The sequence below is a fragment of the Brevibacterium sp. XM4083 genome (genome assembly GCF_006489205.2).
GTDB lineage: Bacteria > Actinomycetota > Actinomycetes > Actinomycetales > Brevibacteriaceae > Brevibacterium.
Window position 1 is genome coordinate 586,715 of sequence record NZ_VFYR02000001.1, and the last position, 25,714, is coordinate 612,428.

A 25,714-nucleotide genomic window follows, 5' to 3' on the forward strand; every position below is an offset into this window, starting at 1 on the left:
CGAGTGTGCACTATGGTGAACATGAGTTCAGCATTCCGCACGATCGATCGCGTGCTTCCGGCGTCGACCTACCGCGCCGTCGCGATCATCACGGTGACGATCGTCGCCGTCGCCCTGTCCTACGGTGCGATCTCGGCGACCGCAGGGTTCGCGTGGTGGCAGACGCTGCTGCTCGCGGCCTTCGCCCTCGGCGGGGCGGCCGAATTCACGTTCGTCGGCGTCATCGCCGCCGGCGGGGCCCCGGTGCTCGCGGTGCTCGCCGGTCTCCTCGTCAACTCGCGGAACTTCGCGTTCGGCATGGCCGTCGGTCCCTTCTTCCCGCAGGACTGGCGGGCGCTCATCGCCGCCCACTGGATCAACGACGAATCGACCGCGGTCGCCCGGACCGGAGTCGGCGACCGCCAGCGCTGGCACGCCTTCCTCCTCATGGGGGCGGCGATCGCCCTGATGTGGCCTTCGGGTGCCGTCGTCGGCCAATGGCTCGGCAGCGTCGTCGACGCGGACATGCTCGGACTCGACGCCGCGTTCCCGATCATCCTCTTCTGCCTCATCCGCGGTGACCTGAAGAACCGGAAGACGCTCTGCCTCACCCTGGCGGGCATCCTCGTCGCTGTGCTGCTCACGCCGATCCTGCCGCTCGGCCTCGGCGCGGTGACCTCCCTGTCGGTGTTCGCTGTCGTCGCCCTCGGCTGGCTGGTCCGCCGTGCAGTCCGCTCGCGGAGGATGAGGAAGGGAAAGGGTGCCGGGGCTGGGAAGAGCAAGGAGAACGACCTGCCTGCCACCCCGACCACGACTGCACCCGAAAGCGAGGCCACCCGATGACTGCGACGTCCTTCCTCATCGCGCTCGCCGCCCTGGCCATCGGCACGTACGTCATGCGCTTCGCCGGGGTCAAGGTCGGGGCCGCGCTCGCCACCCGCGGCAAGCGCCGCGCCCTCGTCGCCGCCGATGACGACCGCGCCCCCGCCTCGGCGAGCACAGCCACCCCGAGCGCAACCACCCCGGCGAACGACCCGGCCGCCACCGGTGCGGACGTCGTCCCCGACGAACCGACCTCCCGGGTGACGAAGTGGATGGACCGGGCCACCGTCGTCCTCATCGGCGCCGTCTTCGCGACGACGGCGATCTTCGACGGCCGCGACCTCGCCGATCCGGCGCGACTCATCGGCGTCGGCGTCGGGGTGCTCGCCGCGATCCTGCGGGTGCCGATGCTCGTCAGCGTCGTCCTCGCCATGGGCGTGTGCGCGGGTCTGCGGGTCTCAGGCATCCTGTGAGTTGCCCCGATGCCGTCGGCACCGGCGGTTGCTACCCTGGTGGGCATGGAACTCATTGCTGACTTTCAGCGCCTCGTCTTTCTCGCCCTCACGGTTGCCGCGTTCGGCGTCCAGCTGTGGGCGTTCGTCGATGCGCTCCGGTACAAGGATGAGAACTACCGCGCCGTGGACAAGCAGAGCAAGAAGTTCTGGGTGATCCTCCTCGGGGTCGGCCTCGCGCTCGCCCTCATCGCCCTGCCGCCGCTGGGCCAGAGCATCATCTTCCTCAATCTCCTCGCCCTCGTCGGTGCGATCGTCTACCTCACCGACGTGCGCCCGAAGATCAAGGCCGTCGACCCGCGGAACCGGAACGCCTGACCCGCGCATGAGCGACGCCAACCTCCCCGGTCCCGAGACCGGGTACATCTCGACGTTCGGCACCGGCGACCCTCACACCCTCTTCAGCCACGGTTTCGCCGGCGCGATCCGCGACACCCGCCCGTTCGGCACCGGCATCACGGGAACGAAGCACTTCCTCCACCTCTTCGGCCACGGCGGCCGACCCTCACCCGGGCCGGGGTGGGACTACGCCCTCATCGCCGAGGCGCTCGCCGACGCACTCACCGCGACCTCCGCGACGCGGGCCCTCGGCGTCTCGATGTCCGCCGGCGGTCTCCTCCGGCTGCTGAGCACCGGGCACCCGGCCGCCGCCGGACTGGAGAAGGTCGCCCTCGTCCTGCCCGCATCGTTCGCCGGATTCCCCGCCGAGGTGGCCCACGCCCACACCGCGTACCTCGAGTCCCTGCGCGGTCTCGTCGCCGCCGGTGACGTCGACGGCATCACCGAGCTCATGCTCTCCCGCGAACCCGCCGAGGTGGCCGCCCTCGTCCCGGCCCGCGCCTGGACGCGGGCGAAGGCGGAGAACCTCGTCCACACCGACATGTCCGACGGGCTCGGTCTCGCCCTCGAGATCGCCGCCGCCGGCGTCGGCGACCCCGCCGAGTTCGACACCGGACTCACCCGGCTGCGCGAGTTCGCGGGCGAGGTGCTCGTCCTCACCCACGAGGACGACCCCGCTCATCCCGTCTTCGTCGCCGAGGAGATCGCGGCCGCCGTCCCCGGCTCACGCCTCGAGGTCCTGCCCGCCGGATCGATCCTGTGGCGCGGCCGCCATGAGGTCCGCCGAATCCTCAGCGAGTTCTTTGGCTAGACTGGCGACCGTGCACATCTCCGTCCTCTCCCTCCACACCTCACCCGCGGCGCAGCCGGGGCAGGGCGACGCGGGCGGGATGAACGTCTACGTCGACCACACGGTCAGGGCCCTTGCCGCCATGGGACACGTGGTCGACGTCTTCACCGCCGACCCGAACGGGAACGGCACCGAGCGGCCCGACGCCGACACCGTGACGCTGTCGGAGAACATCCGCCTCCACTGGCTGCGCACGGACGCCGCGACGAAGGATGCGCTCGCCGGGCGGATCGACGACCTTGCGCGCCTGCTCGCCGCACATCCCGCGTATGCCGCCGCTGACCTCGTGTGGGCGCACTACTGGATCTCCGCCGAGGCGGCCCTCAAGGCACAGGCGCTCGTCACGGGCAATGACGTCACCCGGGCTCGCCCGCAGCTCATCGCGAGCATGCACACGATCGGTGCCGTGAAGAACCGGGACTCGGAGACCGAGGACGAATCGCCTCGGCGCCTGCGGGCCGAGGAGCGCATCGCCCACCGCGTCGACCTCCTCGTCGCCAACACTCCCGCCGAACGCCGTGACCTCATCGGGGAGCTCGGCGCCGCTCCGGACTCCGTCATCGTCGCCCGCCCGGGCGTCGACCACGATCTCTTCTCACCCGGCTCCCGGGCTGCGGCGCGGCGGGAGCTCGGCATCGCCACCGACGAGCACCTCGTCCTCTACGTCGGGCGAATGCAGTTCATCAAGGGCACCGACGTCGTCGTCGATGCCCTCGCCTGCCTGCAGGAGAACAACCCGGAGCTGGCGGCGTCCACCCGCGGGATCCTCCTCGGCGCCGCCTCGGGGTGGGCCGAGCCGGCCGATTCCTCGCACCACCGCAGTGCTGAGTTCGCGGCATCCGGGCGTCAGATGACGAACCTCCGGACCGCGGATCTCCACAGCACGGATCTCCACACCGCGGACTTCCACACCGCACTCTCGGCGGCGGTCGCCGTCGACCCGCACATCGAGGTCAGGCAGCCGGTGCCGGCGGCCGATCTCGTCACGTACTACCGTGCCGCCGATGTCCTCCTCGTCCCGTCGCGCAGCGAATCCTTCGGGCTCGTCGCCGCCGAGGCCGCGGCCTCGGGGCTGCCCGCGATCGCCTCGGCGGTGGGCGGTCTGCCGGAGGTCGTCGAGAACGGCTTCTCCGGTCTCCTCATCGCCGACCACAACCCGCGCCATTGGGCGCTCACCCTCGAGCGGCTGCTCGGCGACGCGCAGCTGCGCGCCGAACTCGGCGAGCACGCGGTGGCCCGCTCGCAGCGGTTCGACTGGCACACGACGGTGGCGACGGTGCTCGACGCCCTCGCCGAGGCGGTCGAACCGATCGAGCGGGACCTCGCCGCTCCCGGCCTGTGCGGGGGGTCGCTCTGATGACAGAGCCCGAATCCGCACCTCCAGAGACCCCGGCTCCGACGGCCGGGACGGACGCCCCGACGAGGGCCGCTGAGATCATGTCCGGCATCACCGAGTGGGCGAGCGCGAACGAGGTCGAGGTCGACAGCGTCGACGACTCGTCGATCGCGGTCGTGCTGCCGGGGAGCGGAAGCTCAAGACGACGGTCTCGATCGTCATCTCGGCCCGGACCGCCGAGCTCGCCGCGTTCGTCATCCGCCACCCGGATGAGAACGCCGCGGAGTTCAACCGCTGGCTGCTGCGGAAGAACATGAAGCTCGCGGCGACCGCGTTCGGAGTCGACCACCTCGGCGACGTCTATCTCCGGGCCACGGTTCCAGTGCTTCGGCTGCTCGATGACCTCGACGGGCTGCTGGGGGAGTTCCTCACCGTCGCCGACGAATCGTTCAACGAACTCCTCCTCATCGGCTTCCTCACGGGGATGAAGAAGGAGTGGGCGTGGCGGGTCAGCCGCGGGGAGTCGACGCGGAACCTCGCGGCGTTCGAGCATGTGCTCTCCGGTCCCGACAATGAGTTCCTCGGCACGATCGGACCGGAGCGGTCGGAATCGCCCGGATTCGAGCAGGCTGAGTCGCCCGGATCCGAGCAGTCGGGGACGTTCGGGTCCGAGCAGGCGGGGGCGATCGGGTCCGACCAGTCTGAGGGCGCTGAGCGCACCGAGGCGGCTGAGCCCGCGGACGTGACCGCGCCTGAGGGAGGGGAGAGGTGATGATCAAACGCGTCGATCTCAGCAAGCCGGGCACCGTCGACGAATACATCGCGACCTTCGACTCGGAGGCGCAGCGGGACTTCCTCACGCAGCTGCGAGATCTCAGCCGGGAGCACGCCCCGACCGCCGGTGAGGGCATCAAATGGGGCAACCCTGCATACTTCCTCGACTCGATCCTCTTCGTCTTCGCGGGGTACACACACCATGCGAACTTCGTCTTCACCCCGAGCACGAAGGAGGCCTTCGCGGATCGGCTGAGCGACTTCGACACGGGCAAGGGCTCGATCAAGCTGCCCTACGACGAGGAGATCCCCACCGACCTCCTCGCTGAGATGATCAGCTACCGCATCCGCGAGTTCGAGGTCGACGGCGTCAAGTGGATGTGAGCCCTCACGCGTCCTGCCGCGCCGGCGCGGTGCGGGACGCATCGGCCGGGGGCTTGCCGTAGGGCAGGCGCGCGAAGATCGAGGCGAGAACGGCACCGGAGACGTTGTGCCACACGCTGAAGACAGCACCCGGCAGCGCCGCGAGCGGAGAGAAGTACGTCGTCGCGAGCGTCGAGGCGAGCCCGGAGTTCTGCAGACCGACCTCGAACGAGAGGGCCCGGCGGGTGGGCGTGTCGAGACGGCACGCGGCGGCCACGCCGTAGCCCACGGCGAGCCCGAGCACGTTGTGCGTGATGACCGCGAGCAGCACGAGGATGCCCGCCGTGGCGATCGAGCCGGCCGAACCGGCGACGACGATGGCGACGATGTAGGCGATCGCCAGCGAGGCCAGCCACGGCAGCGCCGGGGCGATCCGGTCGACGAACCGGGAGGCGACGAGGCGCACGAGCACACCGACGATGACCGGCACGAGCACCGTCTGGCAGATCGAGACGAACATCGACCAGAACGGCACATCCATGTACGACCCCGCAAGCCACAGGGTGAGCAGCGGCGTGAGCACAGGAGCGATGAGCGTCGACAGCGTCGTGACCGACACGGACAATGCGACGTCGCCCTTCGCCAGATAGGTCACGACGTTCGAGGCCGTCCCGCCCGGCGCGCAGCCGACGAGGATGACGCCGACGGCGATCTCCGGCGGCAGATCGTAGACGGTGACGACGAGGAGTCCGAGCAGCGGCATCGCGACGTACTGCGTGACGACGCCGAGGAGGGCGATCCACGGACGCTTCGCGATCCGCGCGAAGTCCGGCAGCGTCAATGTCAGCCCCATGAAGAACATGACGACGCCGAGGCTCCACGTGATCGTCGGCGCGAGCGGGGTGAACGTGTCCGGACTGAGGAAGCCGAGGACGCCGGCGAGGATGACGAGGACCGGCAGGGCAGTGACGGCGATGATCGAACTGCGGTCGGCTCGGGCGGTCTGCGCCGGGGCGGGACTCGGGTGCTGTGCTGAATCGGACATAGCCGAATACTAGCCCCGTCGTCCCGTCAGGCAAGACGAACTACCACATCATGGAACCGTCGAGTGGGGGACGCCGCCCGTGCGAAAATAGGGGCCATGACACATAACCTCATCCTGCTGCGCCACGGCGAGAGCGAATGGAACCAGAAGAACCTGTTCACCGGCTGGGTCGATGTCACCCTCACGGACAAGGGACGGGCCGAGGGCAAGCGCGCCGGAGAGCTCCTGCGCGAGGCCGATCTCATCCCCGACGTCGTCCACACCTCCCGCCTCAAGCGGGCCATCCTCACCGCGAACCTCGCCCTCGAGTCCGCCGACCTTTCGTGGCTCGACACCCACCGCAGCTGGCGGCTCAACGAACGCCACTACGGCGCGCTGCAGGGCAAGGACAAGAAGGAGATCCGCGAGGAGTTCGGCGAAGAGCAGTTCATGACCTGGCGTCGCTCCTTCGACACCCCGCCGCCCGCGCTCTCTGACGCCTCTGAGTTCTCGCAGGTCGGCGACCCGCGGTACGCCAACCTCGGCGACTCGGTGCCGCGCACCGAATGCCTCGCCGACGTCATCGACCGTCTCCTGCCCTACTGGTACGACGTCCTCGTTCCCGAACTCTCGGAGAACCGCACCGTCCTCGTCGTCGCTCACGGCAACTCGCTGCGGGCCCTCGTCAAGCACCTCGACGGCATCTCCGACGCGGACATCACGGGACTCAACATCCCCACCGGCATCCCGCTCCACTACGAACTCACCGACGACTTCACGCCGGTCACCCCGGGCGGCACCTACCTCGACCCCGCAGCGGCCGAGGAGGCGATCGGCAAGGTCGCGAACCAGGGCCGCTGAGCCCGAGCCGACCCGAGCCGGAACCCGGCAGAGCCTGAGCCCGGCTCAACACGAGCCCGGCTGGCGCTCGTCAGCGTTCCGCGAACTCCCCGGCGATCGCCTGCATCTGCCTGCGCAGGACGGCGATCGCCGGGGAGTTCGTCATCGACCGCCGCCATACGGTGTGGATCGACCGGGCGATCGAGGGGTCGTCGAGCGGCACTGCCGTGACATCGGACGGCAGGTGCGGGCGACCGAGCCGGGGAACGAGTGCGAGTGCGCCGACCGACCGGCTGAACTCGACCTGGGTGTCGTACTCGACCGCCCAGTACTCGACCCGCGGCTCGCTGCCGAGGTCCTCGAAGAGCGCGACGAGCCAGCGATGGCACACCGCCCCGCGCGGGGCGGAGACGAAGACCTCACCGACGAGGTCGGCGCGTGTCACCTCGGCGCGCGAGGCGAGATGATGGTCACACGGCATGACTATGTCGGCACGGTCGACGGCGATGATCTCCGAGGTCAGGGTCGAGGGCAGGCGGAGGACGGAGCTGTTCCAGTCGAAGATCAGGGCCGCGTCGATCCGCCCCGCCGAGACCATCTCGACGAGTTCGTCCGGGTCGGATTCGACGTTCGTCACCGTGAGTTCGGGCGCGGCCTCGGCGAGCCGGGGCAGCGCGGGGACGAGCAGGCCGCGGATGCCGGTGGAGAACCCGCCGACGGTGATCCGGCCGCGCGGGTCACCTGAGCGGGCCCGGGCCTCGGACTCGATGCCTTCGAGGTCGTGGAGGATCTGCGACCCGCGGCTGCTGAGCTCGCGTCCCATGGGCGTGAGCGAGATGCCGCGGCCTGTGCGTTCGGTGACCGGGGCGCCGAGGTAGCGGGAGAGCTTCTGCAGCTGGTGGCTGACCGCGGCCGGCGTGTAGCCGAGGGAGTCGGCCGTGGCGGTGACGGACCCGAGCCCGTCGAGAGCGACGAGGGTGCGCAGGGCGACGATATCGATCATCAAAATATCGTAATGAATGACTGGAGTGACTTTCAATGGATTTTATAGCTGGGCGCTGAGATCCTGAAGTCATGCGCCCCGTCCATTACCTCCTCGCCCTCCTCGTCGTCGTCCTCTGGGGCGTCAACTTCATCTTCATCGACTTCGGACTCCGGGACTGGCCGCCCCTCCTCCTCGTCGCGGCGCGGTTCACCGTCGTCGTCATCCCCGCGATCCTCTTCGTGCCCTTCCCGCGCGGCAGCTTCGGGCGCATCCTCCTCATCGGCGTCTTCATGTCCGCCGGGCAGTTCGGGCTCCTCTACACCTCGCTCTTCCTCGGCCTCCCCGTCGGGCTGTCCTCGATCATCCTCCAGATCCAGGCCGCCTTCACCGTCCTCGTCGCCGCGCTCGCGCTGCGGGAGATCCCCAACCGGCGCCAGATCATCGGCATCCTCATCGGCGTCGCGGGCCTCGCCGTCATCGGCCTGAGCCTCCAGGCGTCGATCCCCGTCGTCGCCTTCGTCGTCTGCCTCGGTGCCGCACTGTCCTGGGCGATCGGCAACGTCATCGCCCGCGGGGTGAAGCCGGGCATCAGCGGACTGCAGATGACCGTGTGGTCGGGTCTCGTCGTGCCGCTGCCGATGCTCGGGCTCTCCCTGCTCATCGACGGCCCCACCGAGGTGGTCGCCTCCCTCACGCACCCGACGTGGGGTGTCCTCGCCTCGGTCGTCTACACCGCCGGCGTCGCCTCGCTCATCGGGTACGTCATCTGGAACTCCCTGCTCGCCCGGTTCCCCGCCTCGCAGGTCGCCCCGTTCACGCTCCTCGTCCCGCCCGTCGGGGTCGGCGCGGCGTGGCTCGTCCTCGGCGACCGGCCGACGGTGCCCGAACTCATCGGCGGGGCCCTCCTCATCCTCGGCGTCGCGGTGACGACGGGGGTGCATCGGACGATCGCGCGAGGGATCAGGGGGGTGCCCCGCCGACGCAGACGTGACGTCGTCGCCCGAGAGGCGCCCGCGAACGCCGTCTCGGGGTGAGCGGGGCACCCTGATGCGCTGAGCAGAGACGCGCCCAGCGGACACGGAAACGACGATCGCCGAGGTGGGTCAACCACCTCGGCGATCGTCGTCAGTACGGGCCCGGGATCGGGTCAACCCGGGTTCAGGTCAACCCGGGCTCAGGTAAACCCGGGCTCAGCCGAACCTGAGTTCACGGGAACCGGGGCTCGCGCTCACTTCCGGGACAGGTAGGGCTCCCAGTTGCCGGTGAGCAGGTATTCGACCTTCTGCGAGACCGACACGGCGTGATCGCCGAAACGCTCGTAGTAGCGCGAGAGCAGCGTGACATCGGCGATGTGGCGCGGGGCGAGGTCCTCGGCGGGGGCGTCGGCGAGCTGCGCGAACACGGAGAGGTGGAGCTCGTCGAGCTCCTCGTCGATCGCGTTGATCGTCGGGACCATCGACAGGCCGGGGTTGTTGAGGAGGTTCTCGGTCGCCTCGGCGATCTTCTCCGCCGAATCGCCCATCCGCAGGAACGTCGGCTCGAAGTGCTTGGGGATCGCGGATTCGGGGTAGCGGATGCGCACCTGCTGGGCGATGTGACGAGCAAGGTCGCCCATGCGCTCGAGTGAGGCGCTCATCCGCAACGCGCCGATGACGGCGCGCAGATCGGAGGCGACGGGACCCTGGAGGGCGAGGATCTCGGCGGCCTGCTGGTCGAGGGTGTGCTGCATGGCATCGATCTTCGCGTCGGCTTCGATGACGCGTTCGGCGAGCTCGAGGTCATTGCTCCGCAGGGCCTGATTCGCCAGGCGGATCGAGTCGAGGACCTTGGTGGACATCTCGACGAGCTGGGTGGCCAGCTCATCGAGCTCATTCCTGAAGACTTCGCGCATTGAGGATGCTTCCTTTGTCTCGTGCGAGGTGAGAGTGCGTGGCGCAGATCTCGGGATCGGCCGTGCTCGGACTGCTCGACAGTGCGGCTTGTCCCGGCAGGCACACTGACTTCAGCTTTCCATCGCCGCGTGAACGGCAACTGGCGGTTCGGTGAATTCCTCGCCAAAAGCCCTGTCAGCGGGTGAATCCGGTGCGACCGGCAAGCAGACTGCGCCTAAGCTTGTTCACGTGGATCTCTTGATTGTAGCGGTCCTGACCGGCATCGTCGGCCTGGGACTCGGCATAGCGGGCATTTTGGCGTTCCGTTTCAGCGAACGCTCCCGCGATGCTGCCGACCTGCATTCCGAAGACGATCTGCCCGAGGGCATCGCCGAGGTGCTCGCCGTCCTCCAATCGGCGGCGATCGTCCTCGATGCCGGCGATGACGTCGTCAAAGCCTCCCCGGCCGCCTATACGTTCGGCCTGGTCAGAGGGCATTCCCTGACGTCACCGGAGATGCTCGAGGTCGTCGAGCGGGTGCGGGCGCGGGGGCTCATCGAAGAGATCGACCTCGAACAGAAGCGCGAGGCCTCCGACGCCGTCCTCCGCTACCTCCATGCGCGGATCGCACCTCTGGGCACCGCGTTCATCCTCGTCCTCTGCGACGATCAGACCGAGTCGAAGCGCGTCGACGCCGTCCGTCGGGACTTCGTCGCCAACGTCTCCCACGAGCTCAAGACGCCGATCGGGGCGATGGCCCTCCTCGCCGAGGCGGTCACCGACTTCTCCGACGACCCGGCGGCGGTCGAGCGCTTCGGCGGACGCATGCAGCGCGAATCGAAGCGCCTCACCCAGCTCGTCCAGGAGATCATCGACCTCTCCCGCGTCCAGGACCACGCCGCCCCGTCGACGACGGAGAAGATCTCGGCCGCCGAGGTCATCGACGACGCCGCCGACCGCGCTCACACCCGCGCCGAGGCGAAGCGGATCCACATCGAGATCGCCCCGCCGACGAGCCTCCTCGTCGAAGGCAACTACGAGCTCCTCGTCAACGCGGTGCGCAACCTCATCGACAATGCGATCAACTACTCGCCCGACGGCACCCGCGTGGGCGTCGGCGTCGAACTCGTCGACGAACGCGTCGAGATCTCCGTGACCGACCAGGGCATCGGCCTGTCCCGGCAGGACACTGAGAGGGTCTTCGAGCGCTTCTACCGCGTCGATCCCGCCCGTTCGAGGATCACCGGCGGCACAGGTCTCGGGCTCAGCATCGTCAAGCACATCGTCGCCACCCACGGCGGCGAGGTGAGGGTGTGGAGCCAGCTCGGCAAGGGGTCGACGTTCACGATCGTCCTGCCGCTGGCCGGCACGCAGACCGTCGCCGAGGCGACCTCGACCGCCCCCGAAGGGGTGCTGCTCGAGCATTCGGCGCAGGCCGGGGGCGACGCGGTCCGGGCCGGGGACGAGCAGAACGCCGACGCACAGGCCGCTGACGAGCGGCCCGGTGCCGGCCAGGCCGGTGGCGATAGGGTCGATGGTGACCCGGGGACCGCCTCGGCGGGCGGCGGTGACAACGGTGAGGGTCCGGAGGAGAATGGGACCGCCCAGGTTTTGCCCACTGGAAGCGAACAAAGGAAGCTCACGACGTGACTCGAATTCTGCTTGTTGAGGACGAGGATTCGTTCTCGGATCCGCTGTCGTACCTGCTCGGCAAGGAGGGGTACGAGGTGACCGTTGCCGATGACGGCCTCAGGGCCCTCGCGGAGTTCGACCGGAACGGCGCCGATCTCGTCCTCCTCGACCTCATGCTGCCCGGTGCCTCGGGCACCGAAGTGTGCCGCGAGCTGCGGGCGAAGTCGAACGTGCCGATCATCATGCTCACGGCCAAGGACTCGGAGATCGACAAGGTCGTGGGGCTCGAACTCGGTGCCGATGACTACGTGACGAAGCCCTACTCCTCGCGCGAGCTCCTCGCCCGCGTCCGCGCGGTGCTGCGGCGCAATGTCGAAGCCGAGAGCTTCGACGATTCGATCCTCGAAGCCGGGGGAGTCCGCATCGATGTCGAGCGCCACGTCGTCTCCGTCCGCGGGGAGGAGCTGTCGATGCCGCTCAAGGAGTTCGAACTCCTCGAGATCCTCGTCCGCAACTCCGGGCGCGTGATGACCCGCGGTCAGCTCATCGACCGGATCTGGGGCGAGGACTACGTCGGGGACACGAAGACCCTCGACGTCCACGTCAAGCGCCTGCGCGCGAAGGTCGAGCAGAATCCGTCCGAGCCGCAGCTGCTCACCACCGTCCGCGGCCTCGGGTACAAGTTCGAGGCGTAACGGTTGCGGCGTGCGGGGCCTCGGCACAGAGGACCTGCGCGAGCACCGGCACCCCAAGAGCACAGACCCATACACAAGGAGCCGCTCACCTGTGGTGAGCGGCTCCTTCGTGCTGTGGCGCAGATGGTGCGCGCCGGGAGGTTCGTGCGTGCCGGAAGGCCGGTGAGGCCCGGTGGGCGGCGTCAGCCGTTGGCGGCTGCGGTGCCTTCGGTCGCGGTCGTGCCCTCGGTCGACGTCGTGCCTTCGGTGCTCGCAGCGCCTTCGGTCGGGGTCGAGGTCTCCGTACCGGTGCCCTCGGTCGAGGTCTCCTCGGTGGCGTCGTCGGTCGGCACCGCCGACGGCGACTCCGACGGGAGGTACTCCTCGTAGTAGGGGAGGACGTTCGAGAGGACCTGGGTCTCGATGGTCTGCTCCTGGCCGCCCGTGGAGACGGTGACGTCGATGAGGTCACCGGGCTTCGCGTCGATGGGGTCGACGATGAGCTGCTCGCTGTCGGTCGACTGGGGGCTCTCGGGATCCTGGATGAAGGTCTCGCCGGCGGGAACCGTCTCGGAGAAGGAGTCTCCGGAGACCGCGACCGTGACATCGGCCGCCTCGGTGCCCTTGTTGATGAGCGTGAAGAACAGCTGGGCCGGGCCCTCGCCGCTCTCGTCCATGATGAGCAGGAGGCCGCGCACCTCGACATCGCCGACCGATCCCCACGCGCCGTCGCCGCCGTTGTAGCGGTACTCAGCCGTCTGCTGAGGGGAGATCAGGCTCGCGCATCCGCTGACGGGGATGACGAGCGCGAGGGCGGCAAGTGCGAGAGCTGCGCGGTTGTGCCGTTTCATTGTGCTCCTTGAAGTGGCAATACAAGATCCGTCTGTATACTACCCGGTTTTTGACCAGCTGTAGAACCTTGTCTGTGAACTTCCCGAGGCGCTGACGCCAACCCGAGTTGCCGGGCTGACGACGTGACCGACGGTGACGAAGACGACAACCTGACCGGTGTTCTCTGCGCGTCCGCTGGGACGCCTGCGCCGCCTCGGCGAGATCCTGATGACTGCGGCCAAAAAGGCCGAGCCTAGCATGAGGAAACCCCATCCTGGGCGATTTCTGTGGCGCGCCTCATGGTAAACTGGGATTCCGCGAAAGGGGTTTGAAGAGAATATGAGTTTCCAGGTCGGCGACACTGTTGTCTATCCACATCACGGTGCAGCGACAATCCAAGAAATCAGGCAACGAACCATCAAAGGTGAGGAGAAACTGTATCTCAAGCTCCAGGTCGCCCATGGTGACCTCGTCATCGAGGTCCCCGCGGAGAACTGCGATCTCGTCGGCGTCCGTGACGTCGTCGGCGAAGAGGGTGTGGAGAAGGTCTTCAACGTCCTGCGGGCGGAATTCGTCGAGGAACCCACCAACTGGTCTCGCCGGTACAAGGCGAATCTTGAGAAGCTGCAGTCCGGTGACGTGATCAAGGTCGCCGAGGTCGTCCGTGACCTCTGGCGCCGCGAACAGGACCGCGGACTGTCGACCGGTGAGAAGCGCATGCTGTCGAAAGCACGCCAGATCCTCGTCTCCGAGCTCGCCCTCGCGGAGAAGAAAGAGGAGTCCGAAGCCGAAGCGCTCCTCGACGAAGTGCTCGCGTCCTGAGCACCTGCGTCATCGTCCCGGCCGCAGGGTCGGGCACGCGTTTGGGGCACACCGAGCCGAAGGCCTTCGTCCAGGTGGACGGCCGCACTCTGCTCGCGCACAGTCTTGACGCCATCATCACCTCGGGAGTCGCCACCACGATCGTGGTCGCGGCTCCCGAGGTGTTCGTGTCCCTGGCCGAGGCGGAGGTCGCCGAGGTGCGCCGACGGTTCGCCGGGGGTGCTGGGTCCGGAAAGGGCCGCGTCCCTCCGGAGGCCATCGAGATCATCGTCGTCCAGGGTGGCGCCGACCGTGTCGAGTCCGTCGAAGCGGCCCTCGCAGCTGCCGGGGACCCGGACACCGTCCTCGTCCACGATGCCGCCCGCGCGCTCACCCCGCCATCCGTGTTCGATCGGGTGACCGCCGCCGTGTCGTCCGGCGCCGAGGCGGTCGTGCCCGTCCTGCCGATGATCGACACCGTCCGCCGGGCCGAAGAGTCCCCGAGGTGGATCCCGCTGGACAATGACGCCGATGTCGAGCCGGTTCCACCTGGGGAGCAGCCGGACTCACCTGGGGAGCAGCCGGACTCACCTCGGGAGTATCCGGACACACCTCGGGAGCAGCCTGCCGATGTCGAGGTCCTCCGCGGCGACCTCGACCGGGGGAGTCTGCGCCGGGTCCAGACGCCGCAGGGCTTCGCCGCCGAGACGCTGCGCCGTGCGCATGCGAGCTACCGGGCGGAAGTCCGGACGCTGGGTGAGGCCGCCCGCGCGGCGACCGATGATGCGGGGCTCGTCGAGCGCCTCGGCGTCGATGTCGTTGCCGTGCCCGGCGACGAGGAATCGCTGAAGATCACGTACCCGCTCGACCTCGTCCTCGCCGAGCACATCGCCCGCGAGCGCGGTCGGTCGCATCCCGACTCGGTGTGAGCGCTCGGGCGTTCGCGCCGGCCGGCACCTATTCTGGAAGTCGACGACCGCCTCACCGAGCAGGCGACTGCCTCACCGATTAGGAGCCCCGCGATGACCATTCCCCGGACCGGAATCGGTGTCGATGTCCATGCGTTCGCCGACGACCCCGACCGTGAACTCTGGGTCGCGGGCCTCCTGTGGCCGGGTGAGCGTGGGCTCGACGGCCATTCGGACTCCGATGTCGCCGCGCACGCCTGCTGTGATGCGCTCTTCTCCGCTTCCGGCATCGGCGACCTCGGCGCGCACTTCGGCGTCGATCGCCCGGAATTCGCCGGGGCGTCCGGAGTGAGTCTCCTCGCCGAGGCGGGCCGACTCGTCCGCGCCGCCGGGTTCGAGATCGGCAACATCGCCGTCCAGGTCATCGGGAACCGTCCGAAGATCGGCAAGCGGCGCAGCGAGGCGCAGGAAGCGCTGTCCGCTGCGGCCGGGGCCGAGGTGTCCGTGTCGGGGACGACGACGGATGCGCTCGGGCTCACGGGCCGCGGCGAAGGCGTGGCCGCGATCGCGAATGCGCTGGTGTACCGGCCATGAGGATCCTCTTCCAAGGTGCGGGTGCCGTCGGCATCGCGGGTGCCGCACTGCTCGGTCGTCGGCACGAGACGGTCGTCGTCACCCGAACCCCGCTCGAGCGACCGCGGGCAGCCTACCCGCGGCGGGTGCGGTGGCTGGATGCGCCCACCGATTCGGACACCGATGAACCCGGCTGGAGTGTCACCGACGTCGCCGCGACGAGGCGGGTGACGATCACCGATTGGGCCGGCATCGACGATGCGGGAGGATTCCGGATCGCGTCGGCCGACGATGACCCGGTCGCCTCGGGACCCCTCGGGTCCGGAGTCTCGGTGGCGCGGGCCCGCGCCGCTGCGCAACACGGGAAGCGCACGCGCAGCCGTGTGCCGACGACGTGGGATCTCGTCGTCCTCACCACCCGGCCGGGTGATCTCGACGCGGCGGTCGCCTCGGCGATCAGGGCCGTCGCCCCGCGGTGGCTGGCGATCACAAGCCAGGTCGGCGGGGATGTCGGCGTCGCGAAGGGGCTCTTTCCCGGCGCCGAGGTCGTCGTGTTCTCCCCAGCGTTCCTCTCCGAACGACTCGCCCCCTCACCGGACATCGAGCCTGGTCATGAAGTGCGGTTCTGGTCACCGTTCGGGGCACCGGTCTTCCTCGCCGCCGGTCCGAAGCATCCGCTGCGTGCCCTGGCGCGTGAGCTCGGTCCGACTGTCGTCACCGTGCCGCTCGACCTCCTCATCTCCTCACCGACCCTCTTCATCCCGTACGTCGCGCAGCTGAGTGCCGGGGGAGGGGAGTGGGAGCGGCTGCTCGATCATCTGCGGCTGCCGAGCGATGCCGCCGCCGAGGCGGTCCGTGCCGTCACCGGGGTCCCGGTGCCGGTCGTGCCGGCGGTCGCTCGCGCGGTGCTCGAGGCCGCCGACCGGATTTCGCCGATCCCGATGCGCGAGTATGCCGGTCGCCATTTCGCCAGGCACGAGGGCCAGACGCTCGCGATGCTCGACGGGTGGATCAGCGCAGCCCGCGAACACGAGGCATTGAGCGCACTGGCCGCTGAGCTGCGGACGCACACCGGCGGGCGCTGAGAACTCAGCGTCCGCCGGGCAGAGGCCGCAGGGTCACTCCAGTCGAGTCGGGCGACGCCATCAGTCGTCGGCGTCGATGATGCGGCGCAGCGCGGCGAGGTGGGATCTGTAGGCGGCGAGGCCCGCCGGTGTCAGTGACAGCCACTGCCGCGAGCGGCCGAGCCGGACGATGCTCGTCTCGTCGACGTAGCCCGCGTCGATGAGCTGTGACAGGTGCTTGCTCAGCGCCGATTTGGAGATGTCGAGGCGAGACTGGATCTCGGCGAATTCGATGCCCTTCGCCTGCGACAGCATTGCGCAGATGCGCAAGCGGATCGGGGCGTGGATGAGCGGATTGAATTCGGCGTCAGGCACTGCGGTGTCCTTTGCGCTTCGGCCAGCGCTTCTCGGCTGCGTCGAGGAGGACCGGGAGGAGGCAGAGAACGCCGGCGATGATCGACCAGACGCCGGACACGGTGTTTCTGTCATTGCCGAGCAGTGCCGCCACCACGGATGTCCCGCCGACAAGCAGCATCGCAATGCAGGCAATGGTGAGGAGGACCTTCCACCGGATCCTGACGAACCGATACCCCTTCGGGTGCCACACATACCTCACGAGAAGAACGATCTGGATGATCATGGCAGTGGTGAGCGCGATGACCGCGCCGACGGTGATCGCTGAATCGGGTGGTGGTGCGAGGTTGGTCCAGGCGAAGCCGAAGCTCAGGGTTGCGCCGTACACGAGCAGCCACTTGGGGATGTGTCCGGAGGAGGTCTTCCTTTCCTCCCGGCGCGCAGCGAGGAGTGCTCGGCGCGCCTCTTCTCGGTCGTGGTCTGAGACCTGTTGTGTTTCCATAGAGGAAACTCTACCTCAATGTTTCCATGATGGAAACACAAGAGTCGGTCCCTGCACCGCACTGACTGCGCGGTGCAGGGACCGACTCGAGGACCACCTCGGCGAGGATGCCGACGGACGCCGATTCTGACGGCAGGGTTCGGGTCACACCTCGGCGGCGATGCCCTTCGCCCGGTTGCGGCGGGTCACGGCGATGCCGATGAGGTAGAGGGCGACGGTGAAGATGAGCGTGCCGATGATCTGGGTGCGGACCGATTCGACGGTGAGGCCGAGGATGATGATGACGGCGATGCCGGCCAGGGCCGCGTACGTCAGCCAGGGGAACAGCCACATCTTCAGCGGCAGCGGGGTGCCGGCGGCCTCGGCGCGGCGGCGGAGGATGAGCTGCGAGACGAGGGTGGCGACCCACGTGACGATGAGCGTCGAGCCGACGATCTGGAGGAGGATGCCGAGCACCTCGGCGGCCCAGAAGTAGTTGAGGGCGACGGCGATGAAGCCGAAGACAGACGTCGCGAGGACTGCGGCGACGGGCACGCCGCGCCGGTTCGTGCGGCCGAGGCCGGACGGCAGCATCGAGCGGCGGGCCATCGAGAACGACATCCGGGAGGCGCCGTAGATGTTCGCGTTCATCGACGACAGCAGCGCGATGACGATGACGGCGGCGAGGAGGGAGGCGATGAACGGCAGTCCCGCGGTGTCGAGGACGGCGACGAACGGCGAGTCGGCGAGGCGGGGGTCGGTCCAGTCGAGGACGAGGACGATGATCGCGACCGAGCCGATGTAGAGGAAGAGGATGCGCCAGACGATCGTCTTGATCGCCTTCGACACCGAGCGGCTGGGGTCGGAGGTCTCGGCGGCGGCGACCGCGACGATCTCGATGCCACCGAAGGCGAACGCGACGACGAGGAGTCCGGCGGCGACACCGGGGATGCCGGTGGGCATGAAGCCGTCGGCGAAGATCTCGGTCGGGGGAGCCGCCGGGGTCCAGCCGAGCAGGTAGGCGATGCCGAGGACGACGAAGAGGGCGACGAACGCGACCTTGATGAGGGAGAACCAGAACTCGAACTCACCGAAGCTGCCGGAGGTCGTGAGGTTGATCGCGGTGAAGACGATCATGATGATGAGCGCGAGCACCCACTGCGGAACCGATGGCAGGTAGCCGGCGACGATCTGCGCGGCGGCGGTCGCCTCGGCGGCGACGACGAGGCACAGCTGCACCCACCACAGGGCACCGACGGCGAACGCGGCGGCCGGGCCCATGGCCTTGCCGGCGTAGTGGGAGAACGCACCGGGGTTGGGATCGGCGGCGACGAGTTCGCCGAGCGCCCGCATGACGAAGATGACGATGAGGCCGGCGACGACGTAGGACACGAGGACCGCGGGCCCAGCGGCCTGGACTCCCGCCCCGGAGCCGACGAAGAGGCCGGCGCCGATCGCCGAGCCGAGGCTCATCATGACGAGGTGGCGGGGCCGCATTCCGGCCTTGAGGCCGGAGCCGTCGGGGGTGGACTGGGGGCTGGCTTTGGCGGAGTCGGCGGTCACTGGCGACTGCGAATGTGAATCAGGCACCAGAGCAGTCTAACGGGCGCAGGGTGATGCCCGTCTCACGGGGTGGGGTGCGACACGGTGATCCGTCGTTGTGGTGTAGGGGTGCAGGGCTCGGTCGTCGCGGGCTGCATGCGCGACTCGGTCGTCGCGGACGTCAGGTGGGGCTCAGTCGTCCTGGAGGTCAGGCGGGACTCAGTCGTCCTGGAGGTAGACGAGGCCGTTGCCGTCGGGGTCGGTGAACGAGAACATCGGCGGGACGCCCGGCCAGCGCAGCACCTCGTCGTTGTGGATCGTCACACCGGCGGCCGAGATGCGTTCGTGCGCCTCCTCGGCGTCGGGTGTCTCGAGGCGGATGGCGACGGGGATCTGACTGCCCTGCGGGATGAGGACGATCGCGATGTCCGACCCCGGTGGTGCCACCTCGACGATGCGGTTGCCGGGCATCGGCTCACCGTCGTAGGTCACCGAGCATCCGAGGACGTCGGTGTAGAAGCGGGTTGCCTCGTCGAGGTCGCTGACGGGGACGGAGACGCTGATGATTCTGCTCGTCTTGGCCATGAGACCAGTGTGGTCGACGCGCCGCGCGGTGTATAGGGGTGTGAGGGCGGGACTGCCCTGTGCGGGGTGGGCGTGCCGGAGGCTGAATGCCGAAGCGCCGCGACACCGGGTGAGCGGTGTCGCGGCGCCTCGGCAGCCGGGCGGAGTCTGCAGACACTGCGTCTTCAGGCGCTCCGGTGCAGGACCCTCAGTGCCCCCGCTTGATCCATTCTTCGAGGCTCGGCTTCTCCGCCTCGATCGACGTCGACTCGCCGTGGCCGGTGAGGACGATCGTCGGATCGGGCAGAGTGAAGAGCCGATCCCTGATCGACTCGATGATCGTCTCGAAACTCGAATGCGAGCGACCCGTCGCTCCGGGACCGCCGTTGAAGAGCGTGTCCCCGGAGAAGAGCACCGGCCCGACCGCAGACCCCGCCCCCGCCGAGGCGGGAACCGGCAGCCCGGTCTCGATGAAGAAGCTCGTCGATCCGGGGGAGTGACCCGGCGTGTGCAGTGCCCTGATCGTCACCCCGCCGACCCGCCACGTGTCGCCATCGGCGATCTGCCCCTCGGGACGGTAGCCCTCGTAGGTCATGTCCCAGAGCACGTAGTCATCCGGGTTGAGGTAGATCGTCGGATTGCCCACCCGGCTCGCGAAGTCACGGACGACGCCGACATGGTCGTCATGACCGTGCGTGAGGAGGATGGCCTTGACCTCTCTCGGTCCGACCGCCTCGGCGATGGCATCGACATCATGGGCGGGGTCGATGACGATGACCTCCGACTGATCCCCGACGATCCACACGTTGTTGTCGACATCCCAGGTCCCGCCGTCGAGCGAGAACGTCCCGGACGTCACGACATGATCGATCCCAGCCATCAGACCTCCACCACCGATCGCAGCACGGTTCCCTCTTCCATCTTCGCGAACGCCGCCTCGACGTCGCCGATGCCGATCCGCTCGGTGACGAACTTCTCGAGCGGCAGGCGCTTCTGCTCATAGAGGTCGACGAGCATCGGGAAGTCGCGTTCGGGCAGGCAGTCGCCGTACCACGAGGACTTGAGGCTGCCGCCGCGACCGAACACGTCGAGCAGCGGCACGGTCAGCTCCATCTCCGGGGTCGGCACGCCGACGAGGACGACGGTGCCGGCGAGATCGCGCCCGTAGAACGCCTGCCGCCACGTCTGCGGCCGACCGACCGCATCGATGACGACGTCGGCGCCGAAGCCGTTCGTCCGCTCCTGGATCGCGGCGACGACTTCGTCCTCGCTCATCCCCTTCGTGTTCACGGTCTCCGTGGCGCCGAGCTCCTTCGCCCACTCGAGCTTCCGGTCGTCGATGTCGAGGGCGATGATCGTGCCCGATCCGGCGAGGTAGGACCCGGCGATCGCCGCGCAGCCGACGCCGCCGCAGCCGATGACCGCGACCGACTTGCCGCGTGTGACCCCGCCGGTGTTGATCGCCGCGCCGATGCCGGCCATGACTCCGCAGCCGAGCAGACCGACGACCGCCGGATCCGACTCATCGACCTTCGTGCACTGGCCGGCGGCGACGAGCGTCTTCTCCGCGAACGACCCGATCCCCAGGGCCGGAGTGAGCTCGGTGCCGTCGGTGAGTGTCATCTTCTGTTCGGCGTTGTGTGTGTTGAAGCAGTACCACGGCTCCCCGCGCTTGCACGCGCGGCACTCGCCGCACACGGCGCGCCAGTTGAGGATGACGAAATCGCCGACCTCGACATTCGTCACCCCCTCGCCGATCTCCGAGACGACGCCGGCCGACTCGTGCCCGAGGAGGAACGGGAAGTCATCGCTGATCCCGCCCTCGCGGTAGTGGAGGTCCGTGTGGCAGACCCCGCACGACTGGACGTCGACGACGACCTCACCGGGGCCGGGATCGGGAATGACGATGTCGGTGAGCTCGACCGGTGCGCCCTTGCTGCGCGCGATGACGCCCTTGACAGTCTGTGGCATTGCGCCTCCTAGAGGTGATCGGTGCGCGACCGCGGCGGCTGCGCGCCGATGGGGTTCGTACGCTGTCCACCCTAACCACGTCACGCAGCCGCCGACCAGCGCGTCCGCATCGTGTGACGTCCGTCCGGCCTCCGTGGGATCAGGATGGACGGGACGTCCTCGCCGAGGTGGGGCGACGTCAGCGCGCATGCGCAGCGGGGCGCCTCCCGAGGATGGGAGACGCCCCGCTGGCGCTGATCAGGTGGTGATCAGTCGACGTCGGTGTCCGGATGCTTGCGCAGGTGCACGATCGCGGCGATGAGGCCGCCCCAGACCGTGACCATCGCGATGATCATCATGATGATGGCTGACGGTTCCATCAGTTCCCTCCTCGGGTGGTCTCATCGGCGGCATGCCGACCGGTGTGGTGGCCCTTCTGCTCCTCGGCGACGGAATCGGCGATCGCCGCGTCCGCCTCTTCGAGCGTCTTCCTCGGCCACTTGATGAGCGAGAGGACGATCGCGACGACGATGAGCAGCGCGATCATGCCCCAGCCGAAGACGCCGATGATGAGTGCAGGGTATTCCTCGTAGCCCTCGGTGGCATAGGTGATGATCTGGGTGATGAGCATGTACGCGAGCACCAGAGCGGTGACACCGCCGAGGATGATCATCCAGAACCAGCCCACCTTGAAGCTCGAGATCGCATTGAGGTGGTCGCGCAGCACGGGCAGCTTGCGGGCGAACCAGCCGACGACGATGAGGCCGACGACGGCTGCGCCGACGATGCCGATGTTGTTGGCGAAGGCATCCATCGTGTCGAGCACGTAGAGCGCGGTGACGGTCGACATGAGCAGGATCGAGATGATCGCCATGCCACCGCCGACGAGGAGGATCGAGGCCTTGTTGCCGATCCCGAACTTCTCACGCAGCGCCTGGATCGGCACCTGGACGATCGAGATGAGCGAGGTGAGGCCGGCGAAGACGAGGCACGCGAAGAACGCGAAGCCGAAGAGCCCGCCACCGGGCATCTCGGAGATCAGCGTCGGGAACGCGACGAACGCCAGCCCGATGCCGCTGGTCGCGACGTCCGAGACCTGCGAGCCCGACGCCGCGGCCATGAATCCGAGCGCGGCGAAGACGCCGATGCCGGCGAGGATCTCGAAGCCCGAGTTCGAGAACGCGACGACGAGGCCGGAGCCGGTGAGGTTCGTCTTCCGCCTGAGGTACGACGCGTACGTGATCATGATGCCGAACGCGATCGACAGTGAGAAGAAGATCTGCCCGTAGGCGGCGATCCACACCGTCGGGTCGGCGAGTGCCGAGAAGTCCGGGGTGAACAGCGCATTGAGTCCCTCGGCCGCACCGGGCAGGAACAGCGCGCGGATGACGAGCGCGAGGAAGAGGATGATGAGCAGCGGGATGAAGATCTTCGAGAAGCGGGCGATGCCTGCCTGAACGCCGCCGAGGAGCACAGCGAGGGTGATCACCCAGACGACGATGACGAGGATGAGGATCATCGGCACGAACTCGAACGAGACCCCCGGATCGCCCATCTGGAGGAAGCTGCCGAAGAAGTAGGTCTCCGCGTCATCGCCCCACGCCTGGTTGAGTGAGAAGAACATGTACGCGCCGGCCCAGCCGATGATCGCGGCGTAGTAGATGCCGATGACGACGGCCACACCGGTCTGGAACCAGCCGATCGGCTCTGCGACCTTCGTCGCCATGCGGAACGCCAGCGGCGCCGAGCCGCGGGAACGGTGACCCATCGCGTAGTCGAAGAAGAGCAGCGGGATGCCCGCCGTCAGCAGCGCGACGAGGTAAGGGATGATGAAGGCGCCGCCGCCGTTCTCATACGTGACATACGGGAAGCGCCAGATGTTGCCGAGGCCGACTGCCGATCCGATGGCCGCGAAGATGAACGCGCCGCGGGTGGCGAAGACCTCCCTCTGGGGTGTGGTGGTAGACATGATGACCTTTCGTAGTTCACCGCCAGGAGGCGTCGATGCCCCCTGATTGCGGATGATCGACCTCCAGCTTACTGGGAGTTGCTTGTGAGTGGTGGCGCACATCACGTGTCCCGGGTCACAATTCGGCACCGAATGGTCTCGGTTCGGGAGCGAGCCGCATCGGCGTCATCCCCGGTAGACTTGGGCGGGTGACTATCGCCTTGTACAACACCGCCACCCGCACGACCGAAGATCTCCGGCCCGTCACTGACGGCCATGTCGGGATCTATGCGTGTGGTGCCACGGTGCAGGGCGAACCGCACATCGGGCACCTGCGGTCCGCGTCGGTCTTCGACGTGCTCCGCCGCTGGCTGCTCTACCGCGGCTACGACGTCACCCTCATCCGCAACGTCACGGACATCGACGACAAGATCCTCTCGAAGTCCGTCGAGGAGGGACGGCCCTGGTTCGCCCACGCCTACCTCTACGAGCGCGCCTTCACCGCCGCCTACGACGCCCTCGACGTCCTCCCGCCGAGCTACGAACCGCGGGCGACCGGCCACATCACGGAGATGCACGAGCTCATCAGCCGCCTCATCGATGCCGGTCACGCCTACACCGCGCTCGACGACAGTGGCGACGTCTACTTCTCGACGACCTCGTGGCCCGACTACGGGGAGCTGACGAACCAGCGGCTGACGGACATGGAGCCGGCCGAGGACTCGGACATGCGCGGGAAGAAGGACCCCCGGGACTTCGCGCTGTGGAAGGCGCACAAGCCCGGCGAGCCCGAGACCGCGTCGTGGCCGTCCCCGTGGGGACGCGGCCGGCCGGGCTGGCACATCGAGTGCTCGGCGATGTCGACGAAGTACCTCGGGTCGCACTTCGACATCCACGGCGGCGGGCTCGACCTGCGCTTCCCGCACCACGAGAACGAACTCGCCCAGTCCCGCGCCGCCGGTGACGAGTTCGCGAACATCTGGATGCACTCGGGACTGCTCAACGTCGGCGGGGACAAGATGTCGAAGTCGCTCGGCAACTCCGTCTTCGCCTCCGACCTCTTCGCCCGCTTCAGCCCGCTCGCGGTGCGCTACTTCCTCACGAGCGCGAGCTACCGCTCCGTGCTCGAGTACTCACCCGAGGCGATGGAGCGCCAGGCCGCGTCGCTCGAGCGGCTCTCGAACTTCCTCGACCGGGCCCGGCAGGCGCTCGGGGACGAGGCGCCGCCGCTGCCGAACGTCGCAGCCTCCTACGCCGACCGCATCATCGACGTCCCCGTCGACTTCGCCGCCGCCCTCGACGACGACCTCGGCGTGCCCCGTGCGCTGTCTGTCGTCTTCGCCCGCGTCACCGAGGGCGCGAAGCTCCTCGACGCCGGCTCCGACAAGCCGGACCTGGCCCGGATCGTCGCCGAGGTGGAGCTCATGCTCGACATCCTCGGCGTCAATCCCAGCGCCGAGGTGTGGGGCAGTGCCGACGGCAGCGCACCGGCCGTGGCCGCCCTCGATGCACTCGTCGGCGACCTCGCGACCAAGCGGATCGCGGCGAAGGCGGAGAAGGACTACGCACAGGCCGACGCGATCCGCGATCAGCTCGCCGCCGCCGGTGTCGCGATCGAGGACACGACCGACGGTTACCGTTACCATCTCAAGAACAGCTGAGACCGCGGACGCGCCCGGGCAGACCCGGGCACCGCACCCAGCACCGACGAACCAAGAGGACTGACATGGCTTCCAACCCACGCTCCGGCGGGTCGAAGAAGAAGGGCCCGCCCAAGGGATCCGGCGGCAAGCACCGCCGCAGCCTGCAGGGCAAGGGGCCCACGCCCAAGGCCGAGGACCGCGTCTACCACAAGGCGCACAAGGCCGCGCAGGCGAAGCGGGCCGCCAACGCCTCGGCGCAGGCGAAGCGGAAGAAGAAGGAGCTCGGGCCGAACATGGTCGCCGGGCGCAACTCCGTCGTCGAAGCCCTCCGTGAGGAGGTGCCGGCGACCGCGCTCTACGTGGCCAGCCGCATCGACTCCGACGACCGGGTCAAGGAGGCGATCAAGCTCGCCTCGGCCCGCGGCATCTCGATGCTCGAGGCCAGCCGGTCCGACCTCGATCGGCTCACCGACGATGCGATCCACCAGGGCATCGCCCTGCAGATCCCCCCGTATGACTACGCCGATCCCCGAGATCTCCTCGAGTTCGCCGCCGATCGGGGCGAGGCTCCGCTCATCGTCGCCCTCGACGGCATCACGGATCCGCGCAACCTCGGCGCGATCGTCCGCTCTGTCGCGGCCTTCGGCGGGCACGGGGTAATCATCCCCGAACGCCGCGCGGCATCGATGACCGCGGCGGCCTGGAAGACCTCGGCCGGGGCCGCCTCGCGGATCAAGGTCGCGCAGGTCGTCAACCTCGCCCGTGCGATCGACGAGCTGAAGAAGCAGGGCGTCTTCGTCGTCGGCCTCGACATGGACGGCGACGTCGACCTGCCCGAGCTCACCTTCAGCAACGACCCGCTGTGCATCGTCGTCGGCTCCGAGGGCAAGGGGCTCTCCCGCCTCATCGCCGACAAGTGCGACCAGATCGTCTCGATCCCGATCGCCGCGACGACCGAATCGCTCAACGCCGGCATCGCCGCAGCCGTGAGTCTCTACGAGGTCGCCCGCGCCCGTCGGGGGTGAGCGGTTTCAGTCACCGGTCCGGGCGCTGA

The 25,714-nt window shown here is 68.4% G+C and carries 29 protein-coding genes; 17 read left to right on the forward strand and 12 right to left on the reverse strand.

What is annotated here, in order from left to right; all coding sequences use genetic code 11:
* Positions 1-21 precede the first annotated feature (21 nt).
* From FJ887_RS02485 to FJ887_RS02515, 7 genes are all read left to right on the forward strand, one after another.
* The gene (locus FJ887_RS02485; RefSeq protein ID WP_171007044.1) at positions 22-822 is read left to right on the forward strand and encodes an AzlC family ABC transporter permease; all 801 of its coding nucleotides are present in this window, start codon (positions 22-24) and stop codon (positions 820-822) included.
* Entirely contained in the window at positions 819-1,274 is a 456-nt protein-coding gene (locus FJ887_RS02490; RefSeq protein WP_137825691.1) for an AzlD domain-containing protein, read from the forward strand. The genes FJ887_RS02485 and FJ887_RS02490 overlap by 4 nt, the downstream gene beginning before the upstream one ends.
* A gap of 45 nt (positions 1,275-1,319) precedes the next feature.
* Positions 1,320-1,631, forward strand: a complete 312-nt coding sequence (locus FJ887_RS02495) for a DUF2516 family protein (protein ID WP_137825690.1) — start codon at positions 1,320-1,322, stop codon at positions 1,629-1,631.
* A 7-nt stretch (positions 1,632-1,638) separates the two neighbouring features.
* On the forward strand, positions 1,639-2,463 hold the full coding sequence (locus FJ887_RS02500) for an alpha/beta fold hydrolase (protein ID WP_137825689.1): 825 nt from the start codon (positions 1,639-1,641) through the stop codon (positions 2,461-2,463).
* Positions 2,464-2,473: 10 nt separating this feature from the next.
* Positions 2,474-3,859 (forward strand): glycosyltransferase, encoded by a 1,386-nt coding sequence (locus tag FJ887_RS02505; RefSeq protein ID WP_249356782.1) that lies wholly within the window; start codon positions 2,474-2,476, stop codon positions 3,857-3,859.
* Between the two features lie 97 nt (positions 3,860-3,956).
* Positions 3,957-4,610, forward strand: a complete 654-nt coding sequence (locus tag FJ887_RS02510; protein ID WP_250786145.1) for a YbjN domain-containing protein — start codon at positions 3,957-3,959, stop codon at positions 4,608-4,610.
* Positions 4,610-4,996, forward strand: coding sequence for an iron chaperone (locus FJ887_RS02515; RefSeq protein WP_137825687.1), 387 nt, complete (start codon positions 4,610-4,612; stop codon positions 4,994-4,996). Before FJ887_RS02510 ends, FJ887_RS02515 begins: the two co-directional genes overlap by 1 nt.
* 4 nt (positions 4,997-5,000) lie before the next feature.
* Here the strand turns inward: FJ887_RS02515 and FJ887_RS02520 are convergent, their stop codons facing one another.
* Positions 5,001-6,020 (reverse strand): bile acid:sodium symporter family protein, encoded by a 1,020-nt coding sequence (locus tag FJ887_RS02520; RefSeq protein ID WP_171007043.1) that lies wholly within the window; start codon positions 6,018-6,020, stop codon positions 5,001-5,003.
* Between the two features lie 96 nt (positions 6,021-6,116).
* On the opposite strand from FJ887_RS02520, the gene FJ887_RS02525 reads away from it, so the two are divergent.
* A complete protein-coding gene (locus FJ887_RS02525) occupies positions 6,117-6,860 on the forward strand; it encodes a phosphoglyceromutase (RefSeq protein WP_137825686.1) in 744 nt (247 codons plus the stop codon).
* 70 nt (positions 6,861-6,930) lie between these two features.
* On the opposite strand, the gene FJ887_RS02530 is transcribed toward FJ887_RS02525, so the two are convergent.
* Positions 6,931-7,842: a LysR family transcriptional regulator gene (locus FJ887_RS02530; RefSeq protein ID WP_137825685.1), complete on the reverse strand. Its 912-nt coding sequence runs from the start codon at positions 7,840-7,842 to the stop codon at positions 6,931-6,933.
* Between the two features lie 71 nt (positions 7,843-7,913).
* Here FJ887_RS02530 and FJ887_RS02535 point away from each other — a divergent pair, with 71 nt between their 5' ends.
* Positions 7,914-8,858: an EamA family transporter gene (locus FJ887_RS02535; protein WP_137825684.1), complete on the forward strand. Its 945-nt coding sequence runs from the start codon at positions 7,914-7,916 to the stop codon at positions 8,856-8,858.
* A gap of 194 nt (positions 8,859-9,052) precedes the next feature.
* Here FJ887_RS02535 and phoU read toward each other — a convergent pair whose 3' ends face one another.
* The gene (gene phoU / locus FJ887_RS02540) at positions 9,053-9,715 is read right to left on the reverse strand and encodes a phosphate signaling complex protein PhoU (protein WP_137825683.1); all 663 of its coding nucleotides are present in this window, start codon (positions 9,713-9,715) and stop codon (positions 9,053-9,055) included.
* Positions 9,716-9,944: 229 nt separating this feature from the next.
* Here phoU and FJ887_RS02545 point away from each other — a divergent pair, with 229 nt between their 5' ends.
* Entirely contained in the window at positions 9,945-11,345 is a 1,401-nt protein-coding gene (locus FJ887_RS02545; protein ID WP_249356781.1) for a sensor histidine kinase, read from the forward strand.
* Positions 11,342-12,022, forward strand: a complete 681-nt coding sequence (locus FJ887_RS02550; RefSeq protein WP_137825682.1) for a response regulator — start codon at positions 11,342-11,344, stop codon at positions 12,020-12,022. The genes FJ887_RS02545 and FJ887_RS02550 overlap by 4 nt, the downstream gene beginning before the upstream one ends.
* 182 nt (positions 12,023-12,204) lie before the next feature.
* On the opposite strand, the gene FJ887_RS02555 is transcribed toward FJ887_RS02550, so the two are convergent.
* Positions 12,205-12,852 (reverse strand): hypothetical protein, encoded by a 648-nt coding sequence (locus tag FJ887_RS02555; RefSeq protein ID WP_137825681.1) that lies wholly within the window; start codon positions 12,850-12,852, stop codon positions 12,205-12,207.
* Positions 12,853-13,171: 319 nt separating this feature from the next.
* Between FJ887_RS02555 and FJ887_RS02560 the strand changes: the two genes are divergently transcribed.
* From FJ887_RS02560 to FJ887_RS02575, 4 genes are all read left to right on the forward strand, one after another.
* Entirely contained in the window at positions 13,172-13,654 is a 483-nt protein-coding gene (locus tag FJ887_RS02560; protein WP_137825680.1) for a CarD family transcriptional regulator, read from the forward strand.
* An 11-nt stretch (positions 13,655-13,665) separates the two neighbouring features.
* Positions 13,666-14,562, forward strand: a complete 897-nt coding sequence (locus tag FJ887_RS02565; protein ID WP_137825679.1) for an IspD/TarI family cytidylyltransferase — start codon at positions 13,666-13,668, stop codon at positions 14,560-14,562.
* Positions 14,563-14,655: 93 nt separating this feature from the next.
* Positions 14,656-15,135: a 2-C-methyl-D-erythritol 2,4-cyclodiphosphate synthase gene (gene ispF, locus FJ887_RS02570; RefSeq protein WP_137825678.1), complete on the forward strand. Its 480-nt coding sequence runs from the start codon at positions 14,656-14,658 to the stop codon at positions 15,133-15,135.
* Positions 15,132-16,199, forward strand: coding sequence for a hypothetical protein (locus FJ887_RS02575; RefSeq protein ID WP_137825677.1), 1,068 nt, complete (start codon positions 15,132-15,134; stop codon positions 16,197-16,199). The genes ispF and FJ887_RS02575 overlap by 4 nt, the downstream gene beginning before the upstream one ends.
* Positions 16,200-16,259: 60 nt before the next feature.
* On the opposite strand, the gene FJ887_RS02580 is transcribed toward FJ887_RS02575, so the two are convergent.
* From FJ887_RS02580 to FJ887_RS02615, 8 genes are all read right to left on the reverse strand, one after another.
* Positions 16,260-16,553 (reverse strand): transcriptional regulator, encoded by a 294-nt coding sequence (locus FJ887_RS02580; RefSeq protein WP_249356779.1) that lies wholly within the window; start codon positions 16,551-16,553, stop codon positions 16,260-16,262.
* A complete protein-coding gene (locus FJ887_RS02585; RefSeq protein WP_249356778.1) occupies positions 16,546-17,034 on the reverse strand; it encodes a hypothetical protein in 489 nt (162 codons plus the stop codon). The genes FJ887_RS02580 and FJ887_RS02585 overlap by 8 nt, the downstream gene beginning before the upstream one ends.
* A gap of 144 nt (positions 17,035-17,178) precedes the next feature.
* Complete coding sequence (locus tag FJ887_RS02590) at positions 17,179-18,576, reverse strand: amino acid permease (RefSeq protein ID WP_137825704.1); 1,398 nt, start codon at positions 18,574-18,576, stop codon at positions 17,179-17,181.
* A 198-nt stretch (positions 18,577-18,774) separates the two neighbouring features.
* Positions 18,775-19,140: a VOC family protein gene (locus FJ887_RS02595; protein WP_137825675.1), complete on the reverse strand. Its 366-nt coding sequence runs from the start codon at positions 19,138-19,140 to the stop codon at positions 18,775-18,777.
* Positions 19,141-19,327: 187 nt separating this feature from the next.
* The gene (locus FJ887_RS02600; protein WP_137825674.1) at positions 19,328-19,999 is read right to left on the reverse strand and encodes an MBL fold metallo-hydrolase; all 672 of its coding nucleotides are present in this window, start codon (positions 19,997-19,999) and stop codon (positions 19,328-19,330) included.
* Positions 19,999-21,090 (reverse strand): S-(hydroxymethyl)mycothiol dehydrogenase, encoded by a 1,092-nt coding sequence (locus FJ887_RS02605; protein ID WP_137825673.1) that lies wholly within the window; start codon positions 21,088-21,090, stop codon positions 19,999-20,001. Before FJ887_RS02605 ends, FJ887_RS02600 begins: the two co-directional genes overlap by 1 nt.
* A 248-nt stretch (positions 21,091-21,338) precedes the next feature.
* Complete coding sequence (locus tag FJ887_RS02610) at positions 21,339-21,449, reverse strand: methionine/alanine import family NSS transporter small subunit (RefSeq protein ID WP_137825672.1); 111 nt, start codon at positions 21,447-21,449, stop codon at positions 21,339-21,341.
* Positions 21,449-23,038 (reverse strand): sodium-dependent transporter, encoded by a 1,590-nt coding sequence (locus tag FJ887_RS02615; RefSeq protein WP_137825671.1) that lies wholly within the window; start codon positions 23,036-23,038, stop codon positions 21,449-21,451. The genes FJ887_RS02610 and FJ887_RS02615 overlap by 1 nt, the downstream gene beginning before the upstream one ends.
* 188 nt (positions 23,039-23,226) lie before the next feature.
* Here FJ887_RS02615 and cysS point away from each other — a divergent pair, with 188 nt between their 5' ends.
* Both cysS and rlmB read left to right on the forward strand, forming a co-directional pair.
* Positions 23,227-24,678 (forward strand): cysteine--tRNA ligase, encoded by a 1,452-nt coding sequence (gene cysS, locus FJ887_RS02620; RefSeq protein ID WP_137825670.1) that lies wholly within the window; start codon positions 23,227-23,229, stop codon positions 24,676-24,678.
* A gap of 65 nt (positions 24,679-24,743) precedes the next feature.
* A complete protein-coding gene (gene rlmB / locus FJ887_RS02625; protein ID WP_137825669.1) occupies positions 24,744-25,685 on the forward strand; it encodes a 23S rRNA (guanosine(2251)-2'-O)-methyltransferase RlmB in 942 nt (313 codons plus the stop codon).
* The last annotated feature ends 29 nt before the right edge of the window (positions 25,686-25,714 follow it).